The sequence below is a fragment of the Microvirga sesbaniae genome (assembly GCF_025460805.1).
In the GTDB taxonomy this organism is placed as follows: Bacteria; Pseudomonadota; Alphaproteobacteria; order Rhizobiales; family Beijerinckiaceae; genus Microvirga; species Microvirga sesbaniae.
On record NZ_JAMXFJ010000002.1, the window covers coordinates 320798 to 339215 of the forward strand.

19 protein-coding genes and 1 tRNA gene are annotated in these 18418 nt (G+C 63.0%); 6 read left to right on the forward strand and 14 right to left on the reverse strand.

The features are described from left to right. The 4 genes from OCW50_RS04125 to OCW50_RS04140 all read right to left on the reverse strand — a co-directional run bounded on the left by OCW50_RS04125 (position 1) and on the right by OCW50_RS04140 (position 6783). Positions 1–2910, reverse strand: a complete 2910-nt coding sequence (locus tag OCW50_RS04125; protein WP_262296540.1) for a TAT-variant-translocated molybdopterin oxidoreductase — start codon at positions 2908–2910, stop codon at positions 1–3. Between the two features lie 5 nt (positions 2911–2915). Beyond that, positions 2916–3566 (reverse strand): cytochrome c3 family protein, encoded by a 651-nt coding sequence (locus OCW50_RS04130; RefSeq protein ID WP_262296541.1) that lies wholly within the window; start codon positions 3564–3566, stop codon positions 2916–2918. Positions 3567–3658: 92 nt separating this feature from the next. After that, a complete protein-coding gene (fdhD, locus tag OCW50_RS04135; protein ID WP_373371301.1) occupies positions 3659–4474 on the reverse strand; it encodes a formate dehydrogenase accessory sulfurtransferase FdhD in 816 nt (271 codons plus the stop codon). Further along, positions 4471–6783, reverse strand: a complete 2313-nt coding sequence (locus OCW50_RS04140) for an FdhF/YdeP family oxidoreductase (RefSeq protein ID WP_262296542.1) — start codon at positions 6781–6783, stop codon at positions 4471–4473. Before OCW50_RS04140 ends, fdhD begins: the two co-directional genes overlap by 4 nt. Before the next feature lie 244 nt (positions 6784–7027). On the opposite strand from OCW50_RS04140, the gene OCW50_RS04145 reads away from it, so the two are divergent. Then, positions 7028–7103 (forward strand) — tRNA-Lys (locus OCW50_RS04145). A gap of 422 nt (positions 7104–7525) precedes the next feature. On the opposite strand, the gene OCW50_RS04150 is transcribed toward OCW50_RS04145, so the two are convergent. After that, a complete protein-coding gene (locus tag OCW50_RS04150) occupies positions 7526–8068 on the reverse strand; it encodes a glycoside hydrolase family 19 protein (protein ID WP_262296543.1) in 543 nt (180 codons plus the stop codon). Positions 8069–8287: 219 nt separating this feature from the next. On the opposite strand from OCW50_RS04150, the gene OCW50_RS04155 reads away from it, so the two are divergent. Next, positions 8288–8566 carry a class I SAM-dependent methyltransferase gene (locus OCW50_RS04155; protein WP_262296544.1) on the forward strand — a complete coding sequence of 93 codons (279 nt, stop codon included), beginning with the start codon at positions 8288–8290 and terminating at the stop codon, positions 8564–8566. 107 nt (positions 8567–8673) lie between these two features. Further along, positions 8674–8889, forward strand: a complete 216-nt coding sequence (locus OCW50_RS04160) for a hypothetical protein (RefSeq protein WP_262296545.1) — start codon at positions 8674–8676, stop codon at positions 8887–8889. 27 nt (positions 8890–8916) lie between these two features. Here OCW50_RS04160 and OCW50_RS04165 read toward each other — a convergent pair whose 3' ends face one another. Both OCW50_RS04165 and OCW50_RS04170 read right to left on the reverse strand, forming a co-directional pair. Next, complete coding sequence (locus tag OCW50_RS04165; protein ID WP_262296546.1) at positions 8917–9225, reverse strand: hypothetical protein; 309 nt, start codon at positions 9223–9225, stop codon at positions 8917–8919. Positions 9226–9256: 31 nt separating this feature from the next. Beyond that, complete coding sequence (locus OCW50_RS04170; protein ID WP_262296547.1) at positions 9257–9472, reverse strand: hypothetical protein; 216 nt, start codon at positions 9470–9472, stop codon at positions 9257–9259. Positions 9473–9771: 299 nt separating this feature from the next. Here OCW50_RS04170 and OCW50_RS04175 point away from each other — a divergent pair, with 299 nt between their 5' ends. Continuing rightward, complete coding sequence (locus OCW50_RS04175) at positions 9772–10023, forward strand: hypothetical protein (RefSeq protein WP_262296548.1); 252 nt, start codon at positions 9772–9774, stop codon at positions 10021–10023. Between the two features lie 14 nt (positions 10024–10037). On the opposite strand, the gene OCW50_RS04180 is transcribed toward OCW50_RS04175, so the two are convergent. After that, positions 10038–10775 (reverse strand): response regulator transcription factor, encoded by a 738-nt coding sequence (locus tag OCW50_RS04180; protein WP_262296549.1) that lies wholly within the window; start codon positions 10773–10775, stop codon positions 10038–10040. A gap of 1784 nt (positions 10776–12559) precedes the next feature. Between OCW50_RS04180 and OCW50_RS04185 the strand changes: the two genes are divergently transcribed. Further along, positions 12560–12724 (forward strand): hypothetical protein, encoded by a 165-nt coding sequence (locus OCW50_RS04185; protein WP_262296550.1) that lies wholly within the window; start codon positions 12560–12562, stop codon positions 12722–12724. Here the strand turns inward: OCW50_RS04185 and OCW50_RS33320 are convergent. From OCW50_RS33320 to OCW50_RS04200, 4 genes are all read right to left on the reverse strand, one after another. Then, positions 12721–13050 (reverse strand): helix-turn-helix domain-containing protein, encoded by a 330-nt coding sequence (locus OCW50_RS33320; protein WP_373371302.1) that lies wholly within the window; start codon positions 13048–13050, stop codon positions 12721–12723. The two genes, OCW50_RS04185 and OCW50_RS33320, sit on opposite strands and share 4 nt — an antisense overlap. Before the next feature lie 213 nt (positions 13051–13263). Beyond that, a complete protein-coding gene (locus OCW50_RS04190) occupies positions 13264–13617 on the reverse strand; it encodes a hypothetical protein (RefSeq protein WP_262296551.1) in 354 nt (117 codons plus the stop codon). A 101-nt stretch (positions 13618–13718) separates the two neighbouring features. Then, complete coding sequence (locus tag OCW50_RS04195) at positions 13719–13994, reverse strand: hypothetical protein (RefSeq protein WP_262296552.1); 276 nt, start codon at positions 13992–13994, stop codon at positions 13719–13721. Positions 13995–14437: 443 nt separating this feature from the next. After that, positions 14438–16000 carry a 2-isopropylmalate synthase gene (locus OCW50_RS04200; RefSeq protein WP_262273103.1) on the reverse strand — a complete coding sequence of 521 codons (1563 nt, stop codon included), beginning with the start codon at positions 15998–16000 and terminating at the stop codon, positions 14438–14440. Between the two features lie 435 nt (positions 16001–16435). Here OCW50_RS04200 and OCW50_RS04205 point away from each other — a divergent pair, with 435 nt between their 5' ends. After that, positions 16436–16759 carry a hypothetical protein gene (locus tag OCW50_RS04205; RefSeq protein WP_262273087.1) on the forward strand — a complete coding sequence of 108 codons (324 nt, stop codon included), beginning with the start codon at positions 16436–16438 and terminating at the stop codon, positions 16757–16759. Here OCW50_RS04205 and OCW50_RS04210 read toward each other — a convergent pair. Continuing rightward, the gene (locus OCW50_RS04210; RefSeq protein ID WP_262296553.1) at positions 16750–17463 is read right to left on the reverse strand and encodes an NUDIX hydrolase; all 714 of its coding nucleotides are present in this window, start codon (positions 17461–17463) and stop codon (positions 16750–16752) included. The two genes, OCW50_RS04205 and OCW50_RS04210, sit on opposite strands and share 10 nt — an antisense overlap. After that, a complete protein-coding gene (locus tag OCW50_RS04215) occupies positions 17460–18365 on the reverse strand; it encodes a PhzF family phenazine biosynthesis protein (protein WP_262296554.1) in 906 nt (301 codons plus the stop codon). The genes OCW50_RS04210 and OCW50_RS04215 overlap by 4 nt, the downstream gene beginning before the upstream one ends. Positions 18366–18418 lie beyond the last annotated feature (53 nt).

Sequence of the window (18418 nt, forward strand, 5' to 3'; positions counted from 1 at the left end):
CTATCCGTTCTCGCTGGAGAGCGCGATGCGGGCGAGATAGGTCGTCCGCGGCTTGGTGTTGAGATCGCCGAGCAGGGCGTAGTGGCGCGGGCTTTGCTTGAGGCGGCTCACGGCGCTCGCGGGATCGTTCACGTCCCCGAACACGATTGCTGTCGTCGGACAGGCCTGCTGGCAAGCCGTCGCCACCTCGCCGTCGCGCAGGGGCCTGTCCTCGACCCGCGCATCGGCGCGGGCCGCTCCGATGCGGTGTACGCAATAGGTGCATTTCTCCATGACGCCGCGGTCGCGGACGGTCACCTGCGGGTTCATGGCCTCGGGGGAGGCCACGTAGTCCGTGCCCTGGTAATCGAGGAAGTTGAAGCGCCGCACCTTGTAGGGACAATTGTTCGAGCAGGTCCGCGTGCCGATGCAGCGGTTATAGACCATGTCGTTGAGCCCCTCCGACGAGTGCACCGTGGCGTTGACCGGGCAGACCACCTCGCAGGGCGCCTTCTCGCAATGCATGCAGGGCACGGGCTGGAAATAGGTTTCGGGATCGGCCGGATCCCCCGCATGGTACCGGTCGACCCGCAGCCAGTGCATCTCCCGCCCCTTCGCCACCTCGTCCGGCCCGACGACCGCGATGTTGTTCTCGGCCTGGCAGGCGATGACGCAGGCGTTGCAGCCGATGCAGGCATCGAGGTCGATCGCCATGCCCCAGGCGTGGCCCTCATAGGGCCATTCCGGATAGAGCGAGGGCTGATCCGCCGCCGGCGCTGGCGCCTGATCGGGGGCGACCACCCGCACGATGTCGCGCCCCTGCAGGGAATGATGCCGTTGCGTCGAGACGACCGGGATGCGCTCGCCCGCCTTCCCGATCTCGCCAGTGGCGATCCAGGGGCGGCCGGAGGGGCGTACCGCATAGGCATCGAACCCGATGCCGTCGCCGATCCTGCCGGCGCGCCGACGCCCGTAGCCGAGCGGCAGCGTCACCGCGCCGGGCGCGTGGCCCGGCATGATCCACACGGGCGCGCGAACCGCCCGCCCCTCCACCGTGACGTCGACGGCATCACCCGAAGACAGGCCGAAGACGGCCGCCATCTCGGGCGCGATGAGGGCCGCATTGCCCCAGACCTGCTTCGTCAGGGGTTTCGGCAGCTCCTGCAGCCAGCCGTTATTCGCGTAGGTGCCGTCCCAGACGGAGGGATCGGGAACGAACACCACGTCGATGCCGCCGGATGTGGAGGGAGCTGCAGTTTCGGCCGTCATATCGAATCGTTCGGTCAATGCCACCGTGGGGGACGCCGAGCCCGCGATCACGCCGTCCTCGAGCGCGCCGGCCCAGCGTTCCTCGAAGCCATCGCCCCAGGCCTGGCGCCACGTGGCCTGGACCAGCGCCTGACCGTCCAGGTTCTGCCCCGCCATGAGGCCGAGCAACTCCTCCACGCTCAATCCGGGTTTGAGCGGCATCGTTGCGGGCTGCCTCAGGCCGACCGTCCCGTCGAAGGCGCGCAGGTCGCCCCAGCTTTCGAGCGGATGCGCCTCGGGGACATGCCAGTGGCAGACCTCCGCCGTCTCGTCGCGATGCTGGCCGAGATGGAGCGACAATGGAACGCGCCGGATCAGCGACGCCAAGTCGATGTCCGCCGGAGCGGCATAGACCGGGTTTCCGCCGAGGATCACGAGACGGGACACTGCGCCGGCTTCGATGGCGCTGACAAGGTCCGCGAGCGTCCCCGTCCCGTCATCGGCCGAACGCACCGGTTCGATGGCCCGAACCGTGGTGCCGAATGCGCCGAGACCGGCATTGACGGCATGCGCGAGGCCATGGATTCGGGCCGGCTGCTCGCGCCCGGGCACGACGAGACCACGCGACCCCGCCCGGCGCAGCGCATCCGCCAGCTTCGGAACGGACGGATGCACCTCGGTGGTCGGCGCCGCCCCTGTTCCCAGGGCGACCGCAAGGGCTTGAGCGAAAGCCTCCATATCTCTCGGCCGCAGAGGAACCCGCTCGTCCGCGCGGGCGCCGGCGAGGCTCATCCGCGTCTCGACGGCATAGAGGCGTGGCATCGCGCGGTCCCGCATCCGCCGCCGGGCCTGGTAATCCGCCGCATAGCGCAGATGCCCCGGCTCCTCGGCGAACAGATCGCCCCCGAGGGTGACGATGACGTCGGCCCGGGTCGGATCGTAGACGAAGTCGAGATCCCGGCCGAAGGACGCCAAGGCGGCGTCTCGCCGGTTGCCGTCGTCGACGGGTGAGAACACATGAAACGTCGCAAATGGAAAGAGCTGCCGCGCCTGTGCCATGAGCCGGTGCAGGGTCGGAGACGAGGTCGGGGGCATCAGGACGTGCAGTCCCCGCCCCTCCGACACGACCAGTTCGTTGCGCACGGGTCGGATGGAGTTCGTGAGCTCCTCCCAGCTCATCGGAGAGCCGCTCCGGAGCGGCGTGTCGGACCGGTCCGGATCGTACAGGGACAGGATCTCCGCCTGGGCGAAGACGTCCGTCGCCCCGAGGCTTGCCGGATGCAGCGGGTTGCCCTCGATCTTGACCGGCCGCCCCTCCTGGGTCTTCACGAGAACGCCCCGGCCGAAGCCGTTCAGGGCCAGGGACGTGGCCACGGTGAGCGGCACGCCGGGCGTGGAGCCCGGCAGGGTCCGGCTCTGCGACAGGAGCGGGGCCTTGCCGTCGGATCCGTTGCCGTTGCAGGCGGCAAGGCCTCCCAACGCGAAGGAGGCGCTCATCAGCCGAAGAAGAGTCCGCCGGTCGATGGAGGAGGCCTGGACGACGTCGGGAAACTCGGCCTCGATCTGGCGCCGAACCTCCGGCCGGTCGGCGAGCTCCTCCAGGCTGCGCCAGAGCGTGGGCCCCTTCTCCGTCGTCATGGGGACAGGCACGGCGTCGATGTCGAGTGGTGGTTTCTCACGCATCGCGTCTACCGGTGACAGGTGTTGCAGCTGGTGAGGCGCCGGGAGGCCTCCTGATAGAACATGCGCACATCCTCGGGCAGGCCCTGGCCATGCGGCTCATATCCGGTCGCAAACACCGCCTCGCGCGGGCGCAGGTGCGGCACCGGATCGCGATGGCAATCAAGGCACCATCCCATGGACATGGTCTGGGTCTTGATCGTCTTGGTCATCTGGTCGACGCGCCCATGACAGGTCTCGCAGGCGACGCCCTTGGTCACGTGCGCGGCGTGATGGAAATAGGCATAGTCCGGCAGGCGATGAACGGACGCCCACGTGATCGGCTGACCGAGGTCGAAGCTCGATCGGACGGGTTCAAGGACGCTTGCCCCCACCCACACCTGAGAATGGCACGACATGCAGGTCTGGGCCGAGGGCATGCCGGCGTCCGCCACGCGCTCCACGGTCGAGTGGCAGTATCGGCAGTCGATGCCGAGCGATCCGCTGTGGAGGTCGTGCCGAAAGGGCACGGGCTGCGGCGCCGGCTTGCCGACATTCCAGGTGCTGCCGGAGCGTGCCCAGACATAGGCCATGGCCCCGGCGGCCACGACGCCCAGGCCCATGAGGACGATCGCCACCCGAAACAGAGTGGTCGCCGCCGGTGTGAAGAGCTGCGCCATCGCCCGTGCCGCGCACCCTTTGCTGAATCAGGCCGTGCGCCCGAAATGAAGCTTCGCTGTCGACACAATCGGTTCGGCGCAGCTTCGTTCCCTTAGACCAGCCGAAGGTCGATGCGCTCAGGATGGGTGAACACCTCGAAGGCATCCCCCCTTGCGACCGCCACCAGGGTGATGCCGCAGCTGTCCGCGACCCGCACGGCGAGGGCCGTCGGCGCCGAGACGGCGACCAGGATCGCGGCGCCCATACGGGCCGTCTTCTGAACCATTTCGACGGACACGCGACTGGTCAGCAGCACGAGTCCGTCAGAACGAGGCTCGGATGACCCGGCCAATGCCCCGGCGAGCTTGTCGAGCGCGTTGTGGCGTCCGACGTCCTCCCGAATGGCGATCACGCCCTCGCCTGGACGCCAATAGGCTGCGGCATGAATGGCGCGAGCCTCCCTGTTCAGGCGCTGGGCGTCGGAAAGGTCGGACATGGCGGTGCTGACAGCCCCGGGGGGCAGGCGAAGCGAACCCGTCACCGTCTTGACCGGCCGCGTGGCCTCGGCCAGGGATTCCACGCCGCACAATCCGCACCCGACGGGACCGGCCAAGGCACGTCGGCGCATCTGGTAGGAACTGCCCCTTCGATCCGACAGCCACATCCTGATCTCGCATCCGAGATCGTGCTCGACGATTTCCATCGACAGGAGATCGGCGGGTTCGTGAATGATCCCTTCCGACAGGCTGAAGCCGATGGCGAAATCCTCCAGATCGGACGGGCTCGCCATCATCACGGCATGGGTCGAACCGTTATAAGTCAAGGCAACCGGCGTTTCCTCCGGCACCACGCGTTCACCCGGGAAGGAGGCATCCCGCGCCACGCTCATGCGTGGCAGGCGGATAACGGGAGACACATGCAGGGTCATTCGGCTGCCTCCGGCCGACGCGTCTGCACCGGCGCGATGCGGATCGGAATCGATTTCGCCGCCGGCACCTTGCTATGGTCCGCGTGATGCCAGACCGGGATCAGCGGATTGCACTCGGGGTAGTACGCGGCACAGCATCCTTCGGGGATCTCGTAAGGGGTCACGCGCAATCCGCTCACCTGTCGCACGACGCCGTCGTCGACGGCCGTCGTGAGCGTGACCAGATCGCCTTCTCTCAGGTTCATCCTGGCGACGTCGTTCCGATTCATGAAGAGCACCATGCGGGTGCCCCTGACGCCCCTGAACCTGTCGTAATAGCCGTAGACGGTCGTGTTGAACTGATCGTTGGAGCGTACGGTCATGAGCTTGAAGATGTCGGGATCCTGCCCGGCGATCCCGAGATCCTCCTCCAGGCTCCGAGGCACGATGAAGTTGGCCTTGCCTGTCTTCGTCTTCCAGCGCCTCTCGCGCGCCGCGATGGGGCGGTGGAAACCGCCCGGCTGCCACATGCGCTTGTTGAAATCGCGAAAATCTTCGGGATAGGTCTCCTCGATCGCGTCGCGGACGAGGGCATAATCGGCCACCCACTCATCCCAGGGCACCTTGTCGTTCTGCGGAAGCGTCGCCTTCGCAATCTCCGCGACGATGCGCGGCTCCGACAGGAGATCGGAGCTTGCGGGTCTTGCCACGCCCTTCGATCCATGGATGCAGGCTGTCGAGTCTTCGACGGCAACGGCTTGAAGCCCGGTTTCCTGCTCGTCGATCTCGATGCGCCCGAGACATGGGAGAATGTAGGAAATCTCACCGGGGATGAGATGGTTGCGATTGAGCTTCGTCGAGATCTGCACGGACAGGCGTAAGCGCGTCCAAGCGTCCTCCAGCGCCGCCGTCTCCGGTGCGGCCCGCACGAAGTTTCCTCCGAGCGCCACGAACGCCCTCACCTCGCCTCTGAGAATGCCTTCGCAGGCCTCGACCGTCGTCGTTCCCTTCCAGCGCGGCGGCTCGAACCCATATTGCTCCTTGAGCTTGTCGAGGGGCACCAGCTCGGGCTTTTCCGCAATGCCGACCGTACGCTGTCCTTGCACGTTGGAGTGGCCGCGGACCGGGCAGATCCCGGCCCCCGCCTTGCCGATGTTGCCGCGCAGAAGCAGCAGATTGACGAGCATCTGCACATTCTCGACCCCGGCCTTGTGCTGGGTCAGCCCCATGCCGTAGATGCCGATCACCGCGCTCGCCTGAGCGTACGCGGTTGCGGCCGCCTCCAAGTTCGCCTGAGGCAGGCCGGACTGGCGCTCCAGTTCAGGCCAGGACGCCTCGCGTGCAGCGCGAGCGAATGCCTCGAACCCATGCGTGTGCTCGGCGATGAAGGCATGGTCGAGTACGGGCCTGCCGCCGACCTCCCGGGCGCGGTCGTCGGCTTCGATCAGGATCTTGGCCATGCCCATGAGGGCCGCGATGTCCCCGCCGATCTTCACCTGATGATACTGCGACGAGATCCGCGTTTCCGAGCCCGTCAGCATTTCCGTCGGCGCCTGGGGATTGGTGAAACGTTCGAGCCCGCGCTCCTTCAGGGGATTGAACGTGATGATCGGCACCCCGCGCTTCGCGGCTTCCTGGAGCGGATGGAGCATGCGCGGACTGTTCGTTCCGACATTCTGGCCGAAGAACAGGATGCAGTCGGTCTTCTCGAAATCGTCGAGAATGACGGTTCCCACCGAAACCCCGATGCTCTCGGGCAACGCGACCGAGGTGCTCTCATGGCACATGTTGGAGGAATCCGGCAGATTGTTGGTGCCGTAAAGCCGCGCGAACAGCGCCCACATGTAGGATGTCTCGAGGGAGGCGCGGCCAGAGGCATAGAGCACCACCTGACGCGGATCGAAGCCTTTCAGCTCCTGGCCGATCTCGCGGAACGCATGCTCCCAGGTCACCGGCTTGTAGGTATCCGACGCCGCATCCCAGCGCATGGGGTGCGTCAGACGTCCGGCCTCCTCGAGGTCGTGATCGCTCCAGGTTCTCAGTTCGGAGAGGGTATGCTCGGCGAAGAACTCGGGCGTCACCCGCTTGGTGGTCAGTTCCCAGGCCGTGGCCTTGGCGCCGTTCTCGCAATACTCGAAGGTGCGGGGTTCAGCGGGCTTGGCCCAGGCGCAGCTCACGCAGGCATAGCCGTCCGGCTTGTTCTGCTTGAGCAGGATCGCATTACCGCTGAGGAGCCGCCCTTCCCTGGTCAGGATCGTCTCGACGGATTTGAGGGACCCCCACCCGCCTGCAGGCCCGGGGTAAGGTTGGATCTTCGGCTCATCGTTCATGGGACAGCCTCCCGCCGGCCGCCGTTCACGCCCGGCGATCCTTGCAACCCATGTCAATGTTCGGAAAGCCTGACCGTTCCGCCCGCGGGGATACCGACCGGAAAAGTTCCAGGACCGCCACCGGAAACGGCTGCGGCGAAAATCTGCGGCGAGAGGCCTAAAACGGGCTAGACAGGGGGCGAGCGGTTTGTTACACGCACGGCCTCTTCAGCGGACATCGCGCCGCTGAATTCGCTTCGGCGACGGGTGTGTAGCTCAGTTGGTAGAGCAGCTGACTCTTAATCAGCGGGTCCAAGGTTCGAATCCTTGCACACCCACCAAATTTCCGCAATGTAAAACAAATACTTAGGCCGCTGAGCGGCGGGCCGACGGCGAGTCGCATTGTCCCGCTGGTCGCACACTGGTCGTGTTCTCTTTCAGGCGATGTTCTCCCTTCGTGGCGGCCCTGAGCCCCAATGGCGAGACAAAAGGCGATCGGTGAAGAACCATTGCTGGAGTCCCGGTGTCGAACCTACGCCGATCGGAACGTATGCCGTTGCGTGGCTATGCGAGCAGCCGAACTGTCTCATCTTCAACCGCTGAAATGACACCTTTGACACTGACAACGAAATTACGAAACACATTCACGATTGAGAGGCCGTTCACCGGCTCAATATCGCCGAGTGTCACGAACAGATCGATATCCACATTGTAGTAACGCTCGAATTCGTACGTCGCGCGTAGGATCTCGATCTCTTTTGTGTCAGCGTCCCAAGATCCGGTCTGGAAACGAACCTCTCCGGGGATAGACCATTCTACTGCATCCGACGGGATAATGGGGGTGGCCATAGCCCCAATACATGATCACGGCCGCGATCCCGGGTTGCATGGCGAGATCCGGGGTGGCGACCAGATCGAACCCGACCTCTTTGGAGGCTCGGGCATAGTTCGCCTTGCCGGTAAGCTGCACATAGCCCCGGCCAGCAAAACGGGCCCCGTCGCCCGGGGTCAGGTTGCCGAGCTCGGGCGCCTTCGCCGGCCGGTCGCCCCGGATGTCGTACATGCGTTGAAAATAAGTGCCGCCGCCGAGTTCCTTGATCGGCTGCATGGTGCGGGGCGTCTCATGGTAAACAGTGGCCAAGCAGTAGGCGAGGTGCTCCAGGGGCATATCGGCCGGCGCCGCGGTCAGCAGGGCGTCCATGCCCTGGACCTGGCCCTCGGTCAGCTTGCCGCCGAAAAGCGCCGTCCGGACGGCATTGAAGAAGGAGGCGCGGTTCAGCGCCCGCCCGAATGTCTCGGTGGTCATGATGTCCTCGTGATGTGCAAAAAGTCGTGTCGGCGCGCCTAGATCGGCGGTTTTTGAGATGCTAGAGGCAGAGTTATGCAAAGCTCTGTAGTCGCCGATTGGAAGGGGCACTGCCCCATTTGTGGCCCGTCTCGCTTTGTGGCGCGGAACCCTTGGTTCCGAGATCACCTGATCTGTCAGAAATGCGAGGGAGGATCACTTCCGAGAGAGCGGGCCTTGATGCTGGCACTCAAAGCAGTCGCCCCAGACTGGTACAATAAGGAGATCCACGAGAGTTCGCCCGGATCGAGCGGCGTCTCGGTCCGCCTGCGTAATTCATGCCGGTTCTACACCCCGACCCACTACTTTCCAGGCATCCCCCTCGGGACCCTGCACCAGGGCTACCGGTGCGAGGATCTGGAGAAGCAGACATTCGAGGACGAAGCCTTTGACTTGGTCATCACGCAAGACGTTCTGGAGCATGTCTTTGATCCAGCCGCAGTCCACAGGGAGATCTAGCGGACGCTGAAGCCGGGGGCTATCACATCCACACTACCCCGATTTACAAGCACCTGGCAGAAACCCGGCAGTGCGCCAGGCTGCGCCCGGATGGCTCCATCGAACATTTGGAGGAGCCGGAATACCACGGCAATCCGGCCGATCCCTCCGATCCAGAGGGAGGATCGCTCGTCACCTACCGCTACGGGTACGACGTTGCGGATCTGATCGCGGAATGGGCTCCTTTCGACGTTGAGATCCGGCGTTTTAACGACAGGACCCACGGCATCATTGCTGAGTTCACCGAAGTTATTGTCTGCCGAAAGAGGCAAACCAAAGAGTGAGGCCCTGACATTGAGCCAGGGCGCGCCTCACGTCCGGCTCACTTCGTGCCAAATCCCGCCATTGCGACCGTACAGAACAACATAGTTGAAGCCGTTGCCGGTGATGTCACCATTCGCCAGGAACATATTGCCGGTGCCGCTTTTCAAGACAGCCGAGCTCTGTAGGTGGACGGTCAGATAGTTTCCGTCCGTGTTGTTGAGCCCCACCAGGGAAGCGCCGGCCGCGCCGGTTCCGCCACCCGCCGCAAAGCTGACGGTTGGTGGAGACGTGTATCCCGCCCCGCGGTTCGTCATCACCACAGCCTTAACCTTGCCGCTATTGCTGACAAGCGCCACGCCGGGCTTGCCCGTCTATGGCTCCCGGCGATCAAGCTGCCGCTCTTGAGCTTCCCAAGTGTGCTTCTGCTGTGGCTTCTGTCAAAGCAAGAACAAGAACACCAATGTCTTCGCCCAGAAGATCGATAGCGTTGCGGGCGTACTCTCGAAAGCGCTCCTTGCGGATTGCAGGCTCATCGTCCCAGCGAGATGTTGTCTGCTCGGCCTCATGAATCGCCTGAGCCACCAATTCGATTGTGTAATTCATTTTGGCACCAGCGATGAGAACTGATCCTGCTCTCGGTTTAAGAAAAAGGGTTCGTAGCCTTCAATTGCTGGCCAGCAGAATGCCTGCTCCAGTGAAGGACTTACCAGACACAACAATGAGGATGAACGCACGCTGAAGGGACAAAACTTTCATCCCAAGCTAAGGTTAGCATGGCTGATTTGCCGAATGCTGGCTGTAGCCAGAATGACACAGGAGCCATGAACTTCTAGGAAGCCATTCGCTCATGTTCTCGCCGGCCCATTTCCCTCTCGACTTTCGCAACTGAGGGGGACGCCATCATGCAGAAAGCATTCCGCATCATCATCCAACACCGCCTTCTTTCACGGGCGGAGTTGGCCTGTTCGTCCCTGGTGCTGGAGGAAGCCACGAAGACGGCAGCAACAATCACTGTCCGGGAGAAGCACGGCGGCAAGTCTGGTGACGCCCCGCAAACGTCTCCGCGTCGGTTCACCATGGAAATCGACCTGAAGACCGGAGGCGCTCGATGGGACAGTAACGATGAGATAGAGATGAAGCCTGTCTCTCGATGAGCCGCAGCACCAGACTACTCGGCGGCCGTCATGATCCCGTCGTTCGCTGCGAAATCCATATGCTGTTGGGCCCACATCGCTGCCTGGGTGCGATTAGCTGCCTTGATCTTCCGCAGGATGCCTTTGAGGTGAACTTTGACCGTGGCTTCAGCCACTCCAAGCTCTCGTGCAATGTGCTTGTTTGAGGCGCCCAGGGTCAGGTGGCTCAGGATCTGGGTTTCCCGTCCTGAAAGTCTGCCGGCTATCCCATTGACCGCAGGACCGATGACCACGGCACCATCCGGGCGGGCCTGACGCTGGCGAATAGCATCATCCCACAGGTTGAGCGCCAATGCTGGTGCGATGAAGGCTTCGCCCAGCATGACGAGCTCGAACGCCTTGATCAGGGCCTCACGCTTCATCCCCGTTGAGCAAAGCCCATCCAAGCCTGCTTGGAAGGATTGGACCATGGCTGCGGGTTCCATGCTCTCAGTCAGGAGAACCACGCGAGCCGAAGGCCATTGCGCTTTACACTGCTCAATGGTCTTACTCAAATCATCAGTCGCCAGGCTGCTGTAGATAAGGCAGAGGACAGGCACTTCTGGTGACTGTTCGGGCTTCTCGCCCGATACAATGAAATGCGTCCCTGAGAGCATGTGGCTGACGCCACTGCGGATGAGCGCATTCTGGCAAACCAGAACAGTCGTCACAACGGCAGGTGCATTCTGAGCAATCGAGGGGATCCGCTCATTGTAGACGACGTCGTGGTTCATGATTGTGTAGCCCCTATTGATGTTCAGCAATTTGCATCCGAGAGGACCCGTGCTGGCCATCAGCACTCGCTTAGAGGAGCCTTGATGGATAGGAGCATCAACCCAAGATGGGCCCATGTGAGCTGGACCTTGCAGCCCTTAACGGCTGGTCAATGCGATGGTTCCTTCGCCGAGGCTACCACTAGAGAGGTACTTCTCTGCCTGTCACAAGCTTGGCGATAAAGCGCCGATTGAACACGGCAGGACTCGAACCGGCACGTGAAGCTCTACTGGATGAAAACCTCCGAAGAGTTCCCGCATGGCATTTGGCCGGAAACACAATTCACCTGCTGTGATGAGAACAGGCCGGAGCGGGACAGCGACGGTCGCCGGCGCGCCTATATCGGCAACGTTCATCAAGAGCCCCATGGGCGACAGGCCAGCATGTAGGGATGGAGTGTGATGGCCACATTCGCCGCACCCAAGAACCCCGCCCCTCTTCTGGCGAGAGCCGAGGAGGAAAGATCCAGGCGTCAGGTCGTGCAAACCTATGAGAGGATGCTGCGGTTCTATGGTCGCGCAGTCTAGATATTACAGCCATGACACGATGAGGCGATGAGCCCCCGGGGTCACCGGAAGAGTTCGGCTGTCCGCTGACAGTTTCTTGGACCGTCTGCGAGGTCCGCCTGAGGCTTTCCTGATGCACCAAGCGCCAACGCTGAAGCATCGGACCCAAAAGTGGACTTGCACTTTTGGGATCCATCCGATGCTTTCCTCTTGAATGAGAGCATCGGTCAGAACGGAAAACCGGATCCACTTTTCCGTCCGATGCTCTGGTGCCTTCCATGCTGATCGAACCGAAACTTGCTCATGGCCTGAAGATGGGACGATTGGTCCAAGGCCGCCGTGAACTGTGTTACAGGTTGCTGCTGTTCCATAAGGACGTTGTGGGAAGGAGCGTCCGAAGCTTGGCGTAGCAGTCACCTTGGGCAACGGAATTAAGGCTTCCGCCTAAACCAGTTGCGGATCACCGCAACAGCCGCGAGCCCGAGTGTTCCGCTCGTGACGAAGAGAATCATTTGCCTTAGAACATGTGTGAGAAGATCACCTTCATGATAGGGCCTCCAGAAGGCGTGATCGTATCCGTGAACGATCGTCACGATGACGCCGAGCACCGCGCCATAGAACGCGAAACGTTTCGTATCCCAGGGTTTCACCGATTGAGGTTGCTTGCTCATTCCGCGTTACTACAGCCCCGTTTGCACCAACGATAGGCTCGAGCTTATTTCTGCTCCGGGCCCCGCTTTGATCACGCCGTACGCGAGGTGTCCGGTGCCGGCATCTTGACGCGGCCAAGGTTAAATTTCGGTAGCAGCAGGTGCATTACATATCGAGCATCGTCGGAAATTCTGGACTATCTTCGCTCGCGCCTGCCAGACTGATAAAGCTAGGCAAGCTCGGGGATGAACCCATGCCAGATGAGCACGATGCCTTATTTGGAAACGTGAGAAGGACCCGCATCATCCTGCTCCTCCTCGCGCTTCTGTGCGTGGGTGTCCTGGCTTTGCTCGCCGGATACCTCTTCTTCAATTTGTTCTTTGAACCGTACAGCCCTGGCCGTTTCCTGTGGTAGCCCTCTCCTCCTCGCGAACCTTTGAGAGGTCGCGCCTCACGACGCTGTTCTCTCCTCGTCAAAATGGGTGTTACGGGGCTTCCATGGGCAGATTTCCTCACTAGCTTTTGGGAAAAGAAGCCATTGCATGGCTGCAAGGACAAGCTTCGTGTAAACAATTACACAAGGTAGAATGAGTGACCTTGATCGTGAAGTGCGTGAGAAGCTGCAAAGGCTGGAGAGCATCGAGGCCCGGCTGACGCATCACGAAAAGACCACCCGCCTTGGCTTGATCTGGCTGACCGTCCTGGCCTTCGCAGTGCTCGTCCTCTTGGGCTACTACATCATCCACCTCTAAAGCTTCGGACGTGAGAAGTGGACACCACTTTTGGGATTGATCCGAGGCTCCCTGTCTTGACCGGCGCATCGGATGAGGCGGCCCTCTGGGTGCGTCCGATGCGCTAGGCGCCCACGGTACTCGCGCAGCAGTGCGTCATTATCTTCGATCACGAGCTGACGTAGCACCTCGAGAACCGCCGCATCAGGCGCGAGGGCACGCCGGCCTTCCTCGCGCTCCTGGCGGTGCCAGTTCAACACGGTGCCCGGGCAAACCTGGAAGCGGCGGCCGATCGCGACCTGAGGAAGGTCGTCGCGTTTGAAGGCGCCCAGAACGCGCTCACGCAAATCAGCGGAATAGGGCTAGCGCATCGTGCAGAAAAGTGGACCCGGTTTTCTGCCCCGAGCGATGCGCCGCTTAAGGAAGTGAGCATCGGATGGATCCCAAAAGTGCAAGTCCACTTTTGGGTCCGATGCTTTAGGAGATGGCTCGCCTCCGGGGCCATATCCCAATCAGCGCACAGATCCCTCGGATGGATTCAAGCCCAGATCGAAAACGCTCTAGCTCACGTTGGCAGAGGTCTTCGGCTCAGCAGAACCTGCAGCATCTTGAGATTGAGACTTCTTTGATTTTTGGCCCCGTGTCACAACCGGCGCCGCCTCCGGAGCATCCGTGGTATCCACCGGACCGGCTTCGGTCATCGTCTTGCCCCTTCGTGCTTCCTCGGGGCCGCCACCTTCCCTCCGGAGGCGATTCAAACCCTTCTGAACCGACTTCAGGAAGACCTCAGCGGCGGATCCAGCTTCTTGGATGACAACCAGTTTCGTCAGCGTGCGTTCGAGCTTGTCGCCTCGCCTGATAGCCTTGGCAGTCAGCACCAACTCATCACCGAAGATCTTCGACTTCTTGGCCATAGAGCATCCTCATCATGTTAGCGGCGCACTCGCTAGCAGGCAGAGCCTCACAGGAAAAGTGAAGTTTCGATGACAGTTTGATGACACTCTGTGTCTTGGGTTCACCGGTGTCGGCCTCTCTCCCGATCCTGAGCATCGAGCGCTCCTGTTAGCCGCTCCTTGGCCGCGCTGGCGTCGCAGATCGCATCGGCGAGCCGGTTGATCGAAGCGTTCAGCTGGGTCATGGCCGCCGTGTCGGCAAACACGGTCGCCCCTACAGAGACGGTCGTCTCCGGGGGTGAGATCCTCTTGGCTGCGTCCCCTGCCCTGCTTCCCCTCCAGGCCGCCAGCAGCGCAATGATCAGCGTTCCGCCGGCCACAGCATCAGCGACGATCATACCGAGCATCAAAGCAAGCTCTGAGGATGGAGAAGACCCCGGCAACAGCGAGCAGGCCGTAAACAACCGTCCCCGTTGATGCCACCCCATTGCAGAAGAATCTGTCCTTGGCCACGAGCCGGGCGACCTGAGCTCAGGACACTGCGCCGAAGAGCGATCCGAACATCCGATTTTTCTGATTTGAGGGGCCCCCAAAAAGAACTCTTAATCAGCGGGTCCAAGGTTCGATTGCTTGCACACTCACCGATCTCTTCAAGACCAACAATCGCGGCACGGTCCGCTGGGTCGTATCCGTCGATGTTGCGGACAAGCGCGACGGATCATGCCACAATCGCATCGATACGATGAACCACTCTCAGTCCGCCGAGGGTTGCGCGCGCCATCGCTGATGGGAGCAGGCGCGCATTCCGGCTCGAGCCGGAATGCGCGACAGCGAGGCAATGTTACTCTGCCGCGTGCTGGGCGTGCAGGCGCGCGCCGCGGCTCATGAGCTTGTTGAGCGCGCCCAGATAGGCCTGGGCCGAGGCGACCAGGGTGTCCGGATCGGCCGCGCGGGAGGTCACGCTGCGGTTGTCGGCCGAGAGACGGACCGAGACCTCGGCCTGGGCGTCCGTTCCCTCGGTCACCGCATGCACCTGGTAGAGCTCCAGCACCGCTTCGTGAGGCACCAGGGCCTTGATGGCGTTGAAGGTGGCATCCACGGGACCATTGCCCTCCTGCTCCTCGATGACGACCCGGTCGTCCACCTGGAGACGCATGGTGGCGCGCTGCGGTCCGCGGGTGCCGGCCACAATGTGGAGCGAGACCAGCTTGATGCGGTCATGGGCCATGGCGATGTTCTGATCGACCAGGGCCTCGATGTCCTCGTCATAGACGTGCTTCTTGCGGTCCGCGAGTTCCTTGAACCGCTCGAACGCGTCCTGGAACTGGTTGTCGGACAGGCTGTAGCCCAGTTCCTCCAGCTTGTTGCGGAAGGCCGCCCGACCCGAATGCTTGCCCATGATCAGGGAGGTCTTGGACACGCCGACGCTCTCGGGCGTCATGATCTCGTAGGTCTGGGCATTCTTGAGCATGCCGTCCTGGTGGATGCCGCTCTCATGGGCGAAGGCGTTTCGGCCCACGATCGCCTTGTTGTACTGCACCGGGAAGGACGTTGCGGCCGATGCCAGCTTCGAGGCGCGGGTCAGCATCGTGCTCTCGATGCCCGTCTCGTAGGGCAGCACGTCGCCACGGGTCTTGATCGCCATGACGACCTCCTCAAGGGCCGCATTGCCGGCGCGCTCGCCGATGCCGTTGAGGGTGCATTCGATCTGCCGGGCGCCGCCCTCCAGCGCCGCCAGGGAATTGGCCACGGCCAGGCCCAGGTCGTTGTGGCAATGGGCCGAGAAGATGGCCTTGTCCGCATTGGGCACGCGCTCACGCACGGCCCGGAACATGGCCCGGTACTCGTCCGGCGTCGCATAGCCCACCGTATCGGGCAGGTTGATGGTGGTGGCGCCGGCCTTGATGGCCGCTTCCACGCAGCGGCACAGATAGTCGATGGGCGTGCGGGTGGCGTCCATGGCCGACCACTCGATGTCCTCGATCAGGTTGCGCGCCTGGGTCACCGTCTTGGTGATGATTTCCAGGACCTCCTCCTCCGACTTGCGCATCTGGTGCGCCAGATGGATCGGCGAGGTGGACACGAACGTGTGGATCCGCGGACGGGCCGCATGGCGCACCGCCTCGCCGGCGCGGGCGATGTCGGCCGAGATGGCCCGGGCGAGCCCCGCGACGGTGGCGCGCTTCACCTGCTTGGCGATGAGGGAGACGGCCTCGAAGTCGCCGTTGGACGCGATGGGGAACCCCGCCTCGATGATATCGACCCCCATGGTGTCGAGCAGTTCCGCAACCTCGAGCTTCTCCTCCAGGGTCATGGTCGCACCGGGGCATTGCTCGCCGTCGCGCAGGGTCGTGTCGAAGATCAGAACGCGGTCCTTGGAGGAGCCGGATACGGAAGCGGTCATCATGTCAGTCCTTCTCGGAGGGAGCGAGGCCTTGCAGGGGGCCTTCAGCGCTCAAGGTTGTTTCTGCTGGTCCAGAACCCCTGAGAGCCCAGGCGGCGACGCCCAGCCGACCCTCAGGGGCAGCTAAGGAGAAGGAGGCCAAGAAGACGCGCACGATCGGCCGCTGGGGCGGGTCCGTTCATCCATGCGCTGGGGGAGCCGATGATCATCGCTGCCCAAATCCTCCTCGGCCGCGGACGTGAAGCCGCGAACAACGGGCTTGTTTGTAATGGGGCTTCGCCTGGATGGCAAGTCGTTGAAACAAACGAAAAGACAAAGCCCGACTAACGGATGGGTTATGACGTCTGGCGCGGGAGGGCTGGTTCATGGCCAAAATGCCCTAGATCCGGGAAGCTTGGCTTTGTCCCCGGCTCTCGACGGTATAGGAGTCCTTCCATGAGAACAGCAATCCACGTCCTCTCTCTCACCGGTTTGCTCGCGCTGGCCGCCTGCAACCAGACGGCCTCGCCCCCTGGTCCGGAGAGCGCCAGCGCAACGCCGGCGGGCTTCCGCATGCCGCAGGGATCGGGCTGCACGGGCGAGATCGACCGCTACCGGGCCGTCATGAGCAACGATCTTGCCATGGGGCACGTCAACCAGTCGGTTTACAACCAAGTGGACCGGGAGCTCCGCCAAGCGGAATCCGCCTGTGCCGGCGGGCGTGACGCGGAAGCCGTCCGTCTGGTCCATGCCACGAAGGCCCGTCACGGCTATCTTTGATCGAACACCCAGCCGAAGAAGGATTGCAGGAACAGCGGCATCCGTTCCGGATCGATATCCGCCTGCCCGCGCACGATGCGCACGTCCTGCAGTTCCGGCTCGGGCTGGGCCGCGATGTTCGCTCGGATCCTCGCGGCGCCCTCCTCGGCGGTGACCGGCAGCGTCACCATCCGCAGGAGAGCGATGGTCGGCCAGCGCTGGACGATGATCCACTCATCGTCCACGTGGTAATCGCCCTCGGTGAGGCCCGTTTCCTCGGCCAGTTCGCGCGTGAGGCTGGTGGCGAGATCGACCGTGCCGTCAGGCCTCAGGTCGGATCGATCGGGCGTGCCGGCCGCGAAATAGACGCGACCCGCATTGGTGGTGCCGTTCCCCATCACCCCGCAGATGAAGGCCCCGTCGGAGCCGCGCAGCGCTCCCATGGCGAAGCCGTTGGCGATGGCAGGGTCCGGATAACCCTTGTCGATCCAGGCGACGAAATCGGCGTAGTCGACTTCGAAATAGATGTTCCGGCACAGGTCCCGCTCGAACTGGACATCCTGGAGCAGCAGCACCCGCCCGTTGAACATCTGCGGCTTGCCCTGGGTGCGCCGCCTCCAGTTCTCCGCGACAAAGTCCCGGTTATGCTCGGGCCACGCCCAATCGAACGGTCGGCAGACCGCCTCGACACGGGAGACGCGCCGGATCTGTGGCTCCCGGTTCACGCCAGAATCTCGCCGCGGCTCACCATCACGGCGGACCCGCCGATCTCGGCCGACGCGAGGGCCCCGTCCTTGATCACCATCTGAAGGACGATCTCGCTCGGGCGGCCCATCTCGACACCCTGCTCGATGACGATGTTGTGCTCGCCGTCGCCCAGAGGTTCGCATTGCATCAGCGCGCCCGCAAAGGCCGCCGCGGCCGAGCCTGTCGCGGGATCTTCCGCGATGCCCATTCCCAGACCGAACATGCGGGCGCGGAACCGAAGCCCATCGGCCTGAGGAATGCGCGCATAGACATAAGGCGCCGGATGATCGCTGTCGCCGAACGCCTTATCGAAAGCCTCTCCCTGCGGTTTGGATTTCGCCAGCGCCTCAAGGGATGCAACCGGCACGAGATCGTAGGCGACGCCGGCCGAATGGCGGCTCGGAACGTGTCTGTCGAAGCCGATGTCGGTCGGATCGAGACCGAGCGCCCACGCGCATGTGGCGGAATCCTTCCCCTCGCCCCACACGAAGGGCAGGCGCGGCAATCGGAACCGCGCCGTGCCGCCGGTCGCACCCTGCACCTCGACCGCGCAGGGAACGATGCCCACCTGCTCCTTCAACCCGAAGGCCGCGGCGCCCGCTTCGCCGTTCTGGTCGAGAAGCGCCAAAAGCACCGCCGTTCCCACCGTGGGATGTCCCGCGAAGGGCAGTTCACGGGCCGGCGTGAAGATACGGATGTCGGCACGCTGGCGCGGCTCGGACGGGGGCAGGACGAACACCGTCTCCGAGAGGTTGAACTCCCTGGCGATCCTCTGCATGCCCGCCGTGTCCAGCCCTTCAGCCTCCAGAACAACCGCGAGAGGGTTTCCGGCGAAGCGCTCGGACGTGAAGACATCGAGAGTGACGAAGCGGCGGGACATGCGGAGCGATCCTTTTCGGGAGCCTTCGACGGGTCGGCAATGGCGATTCTTCG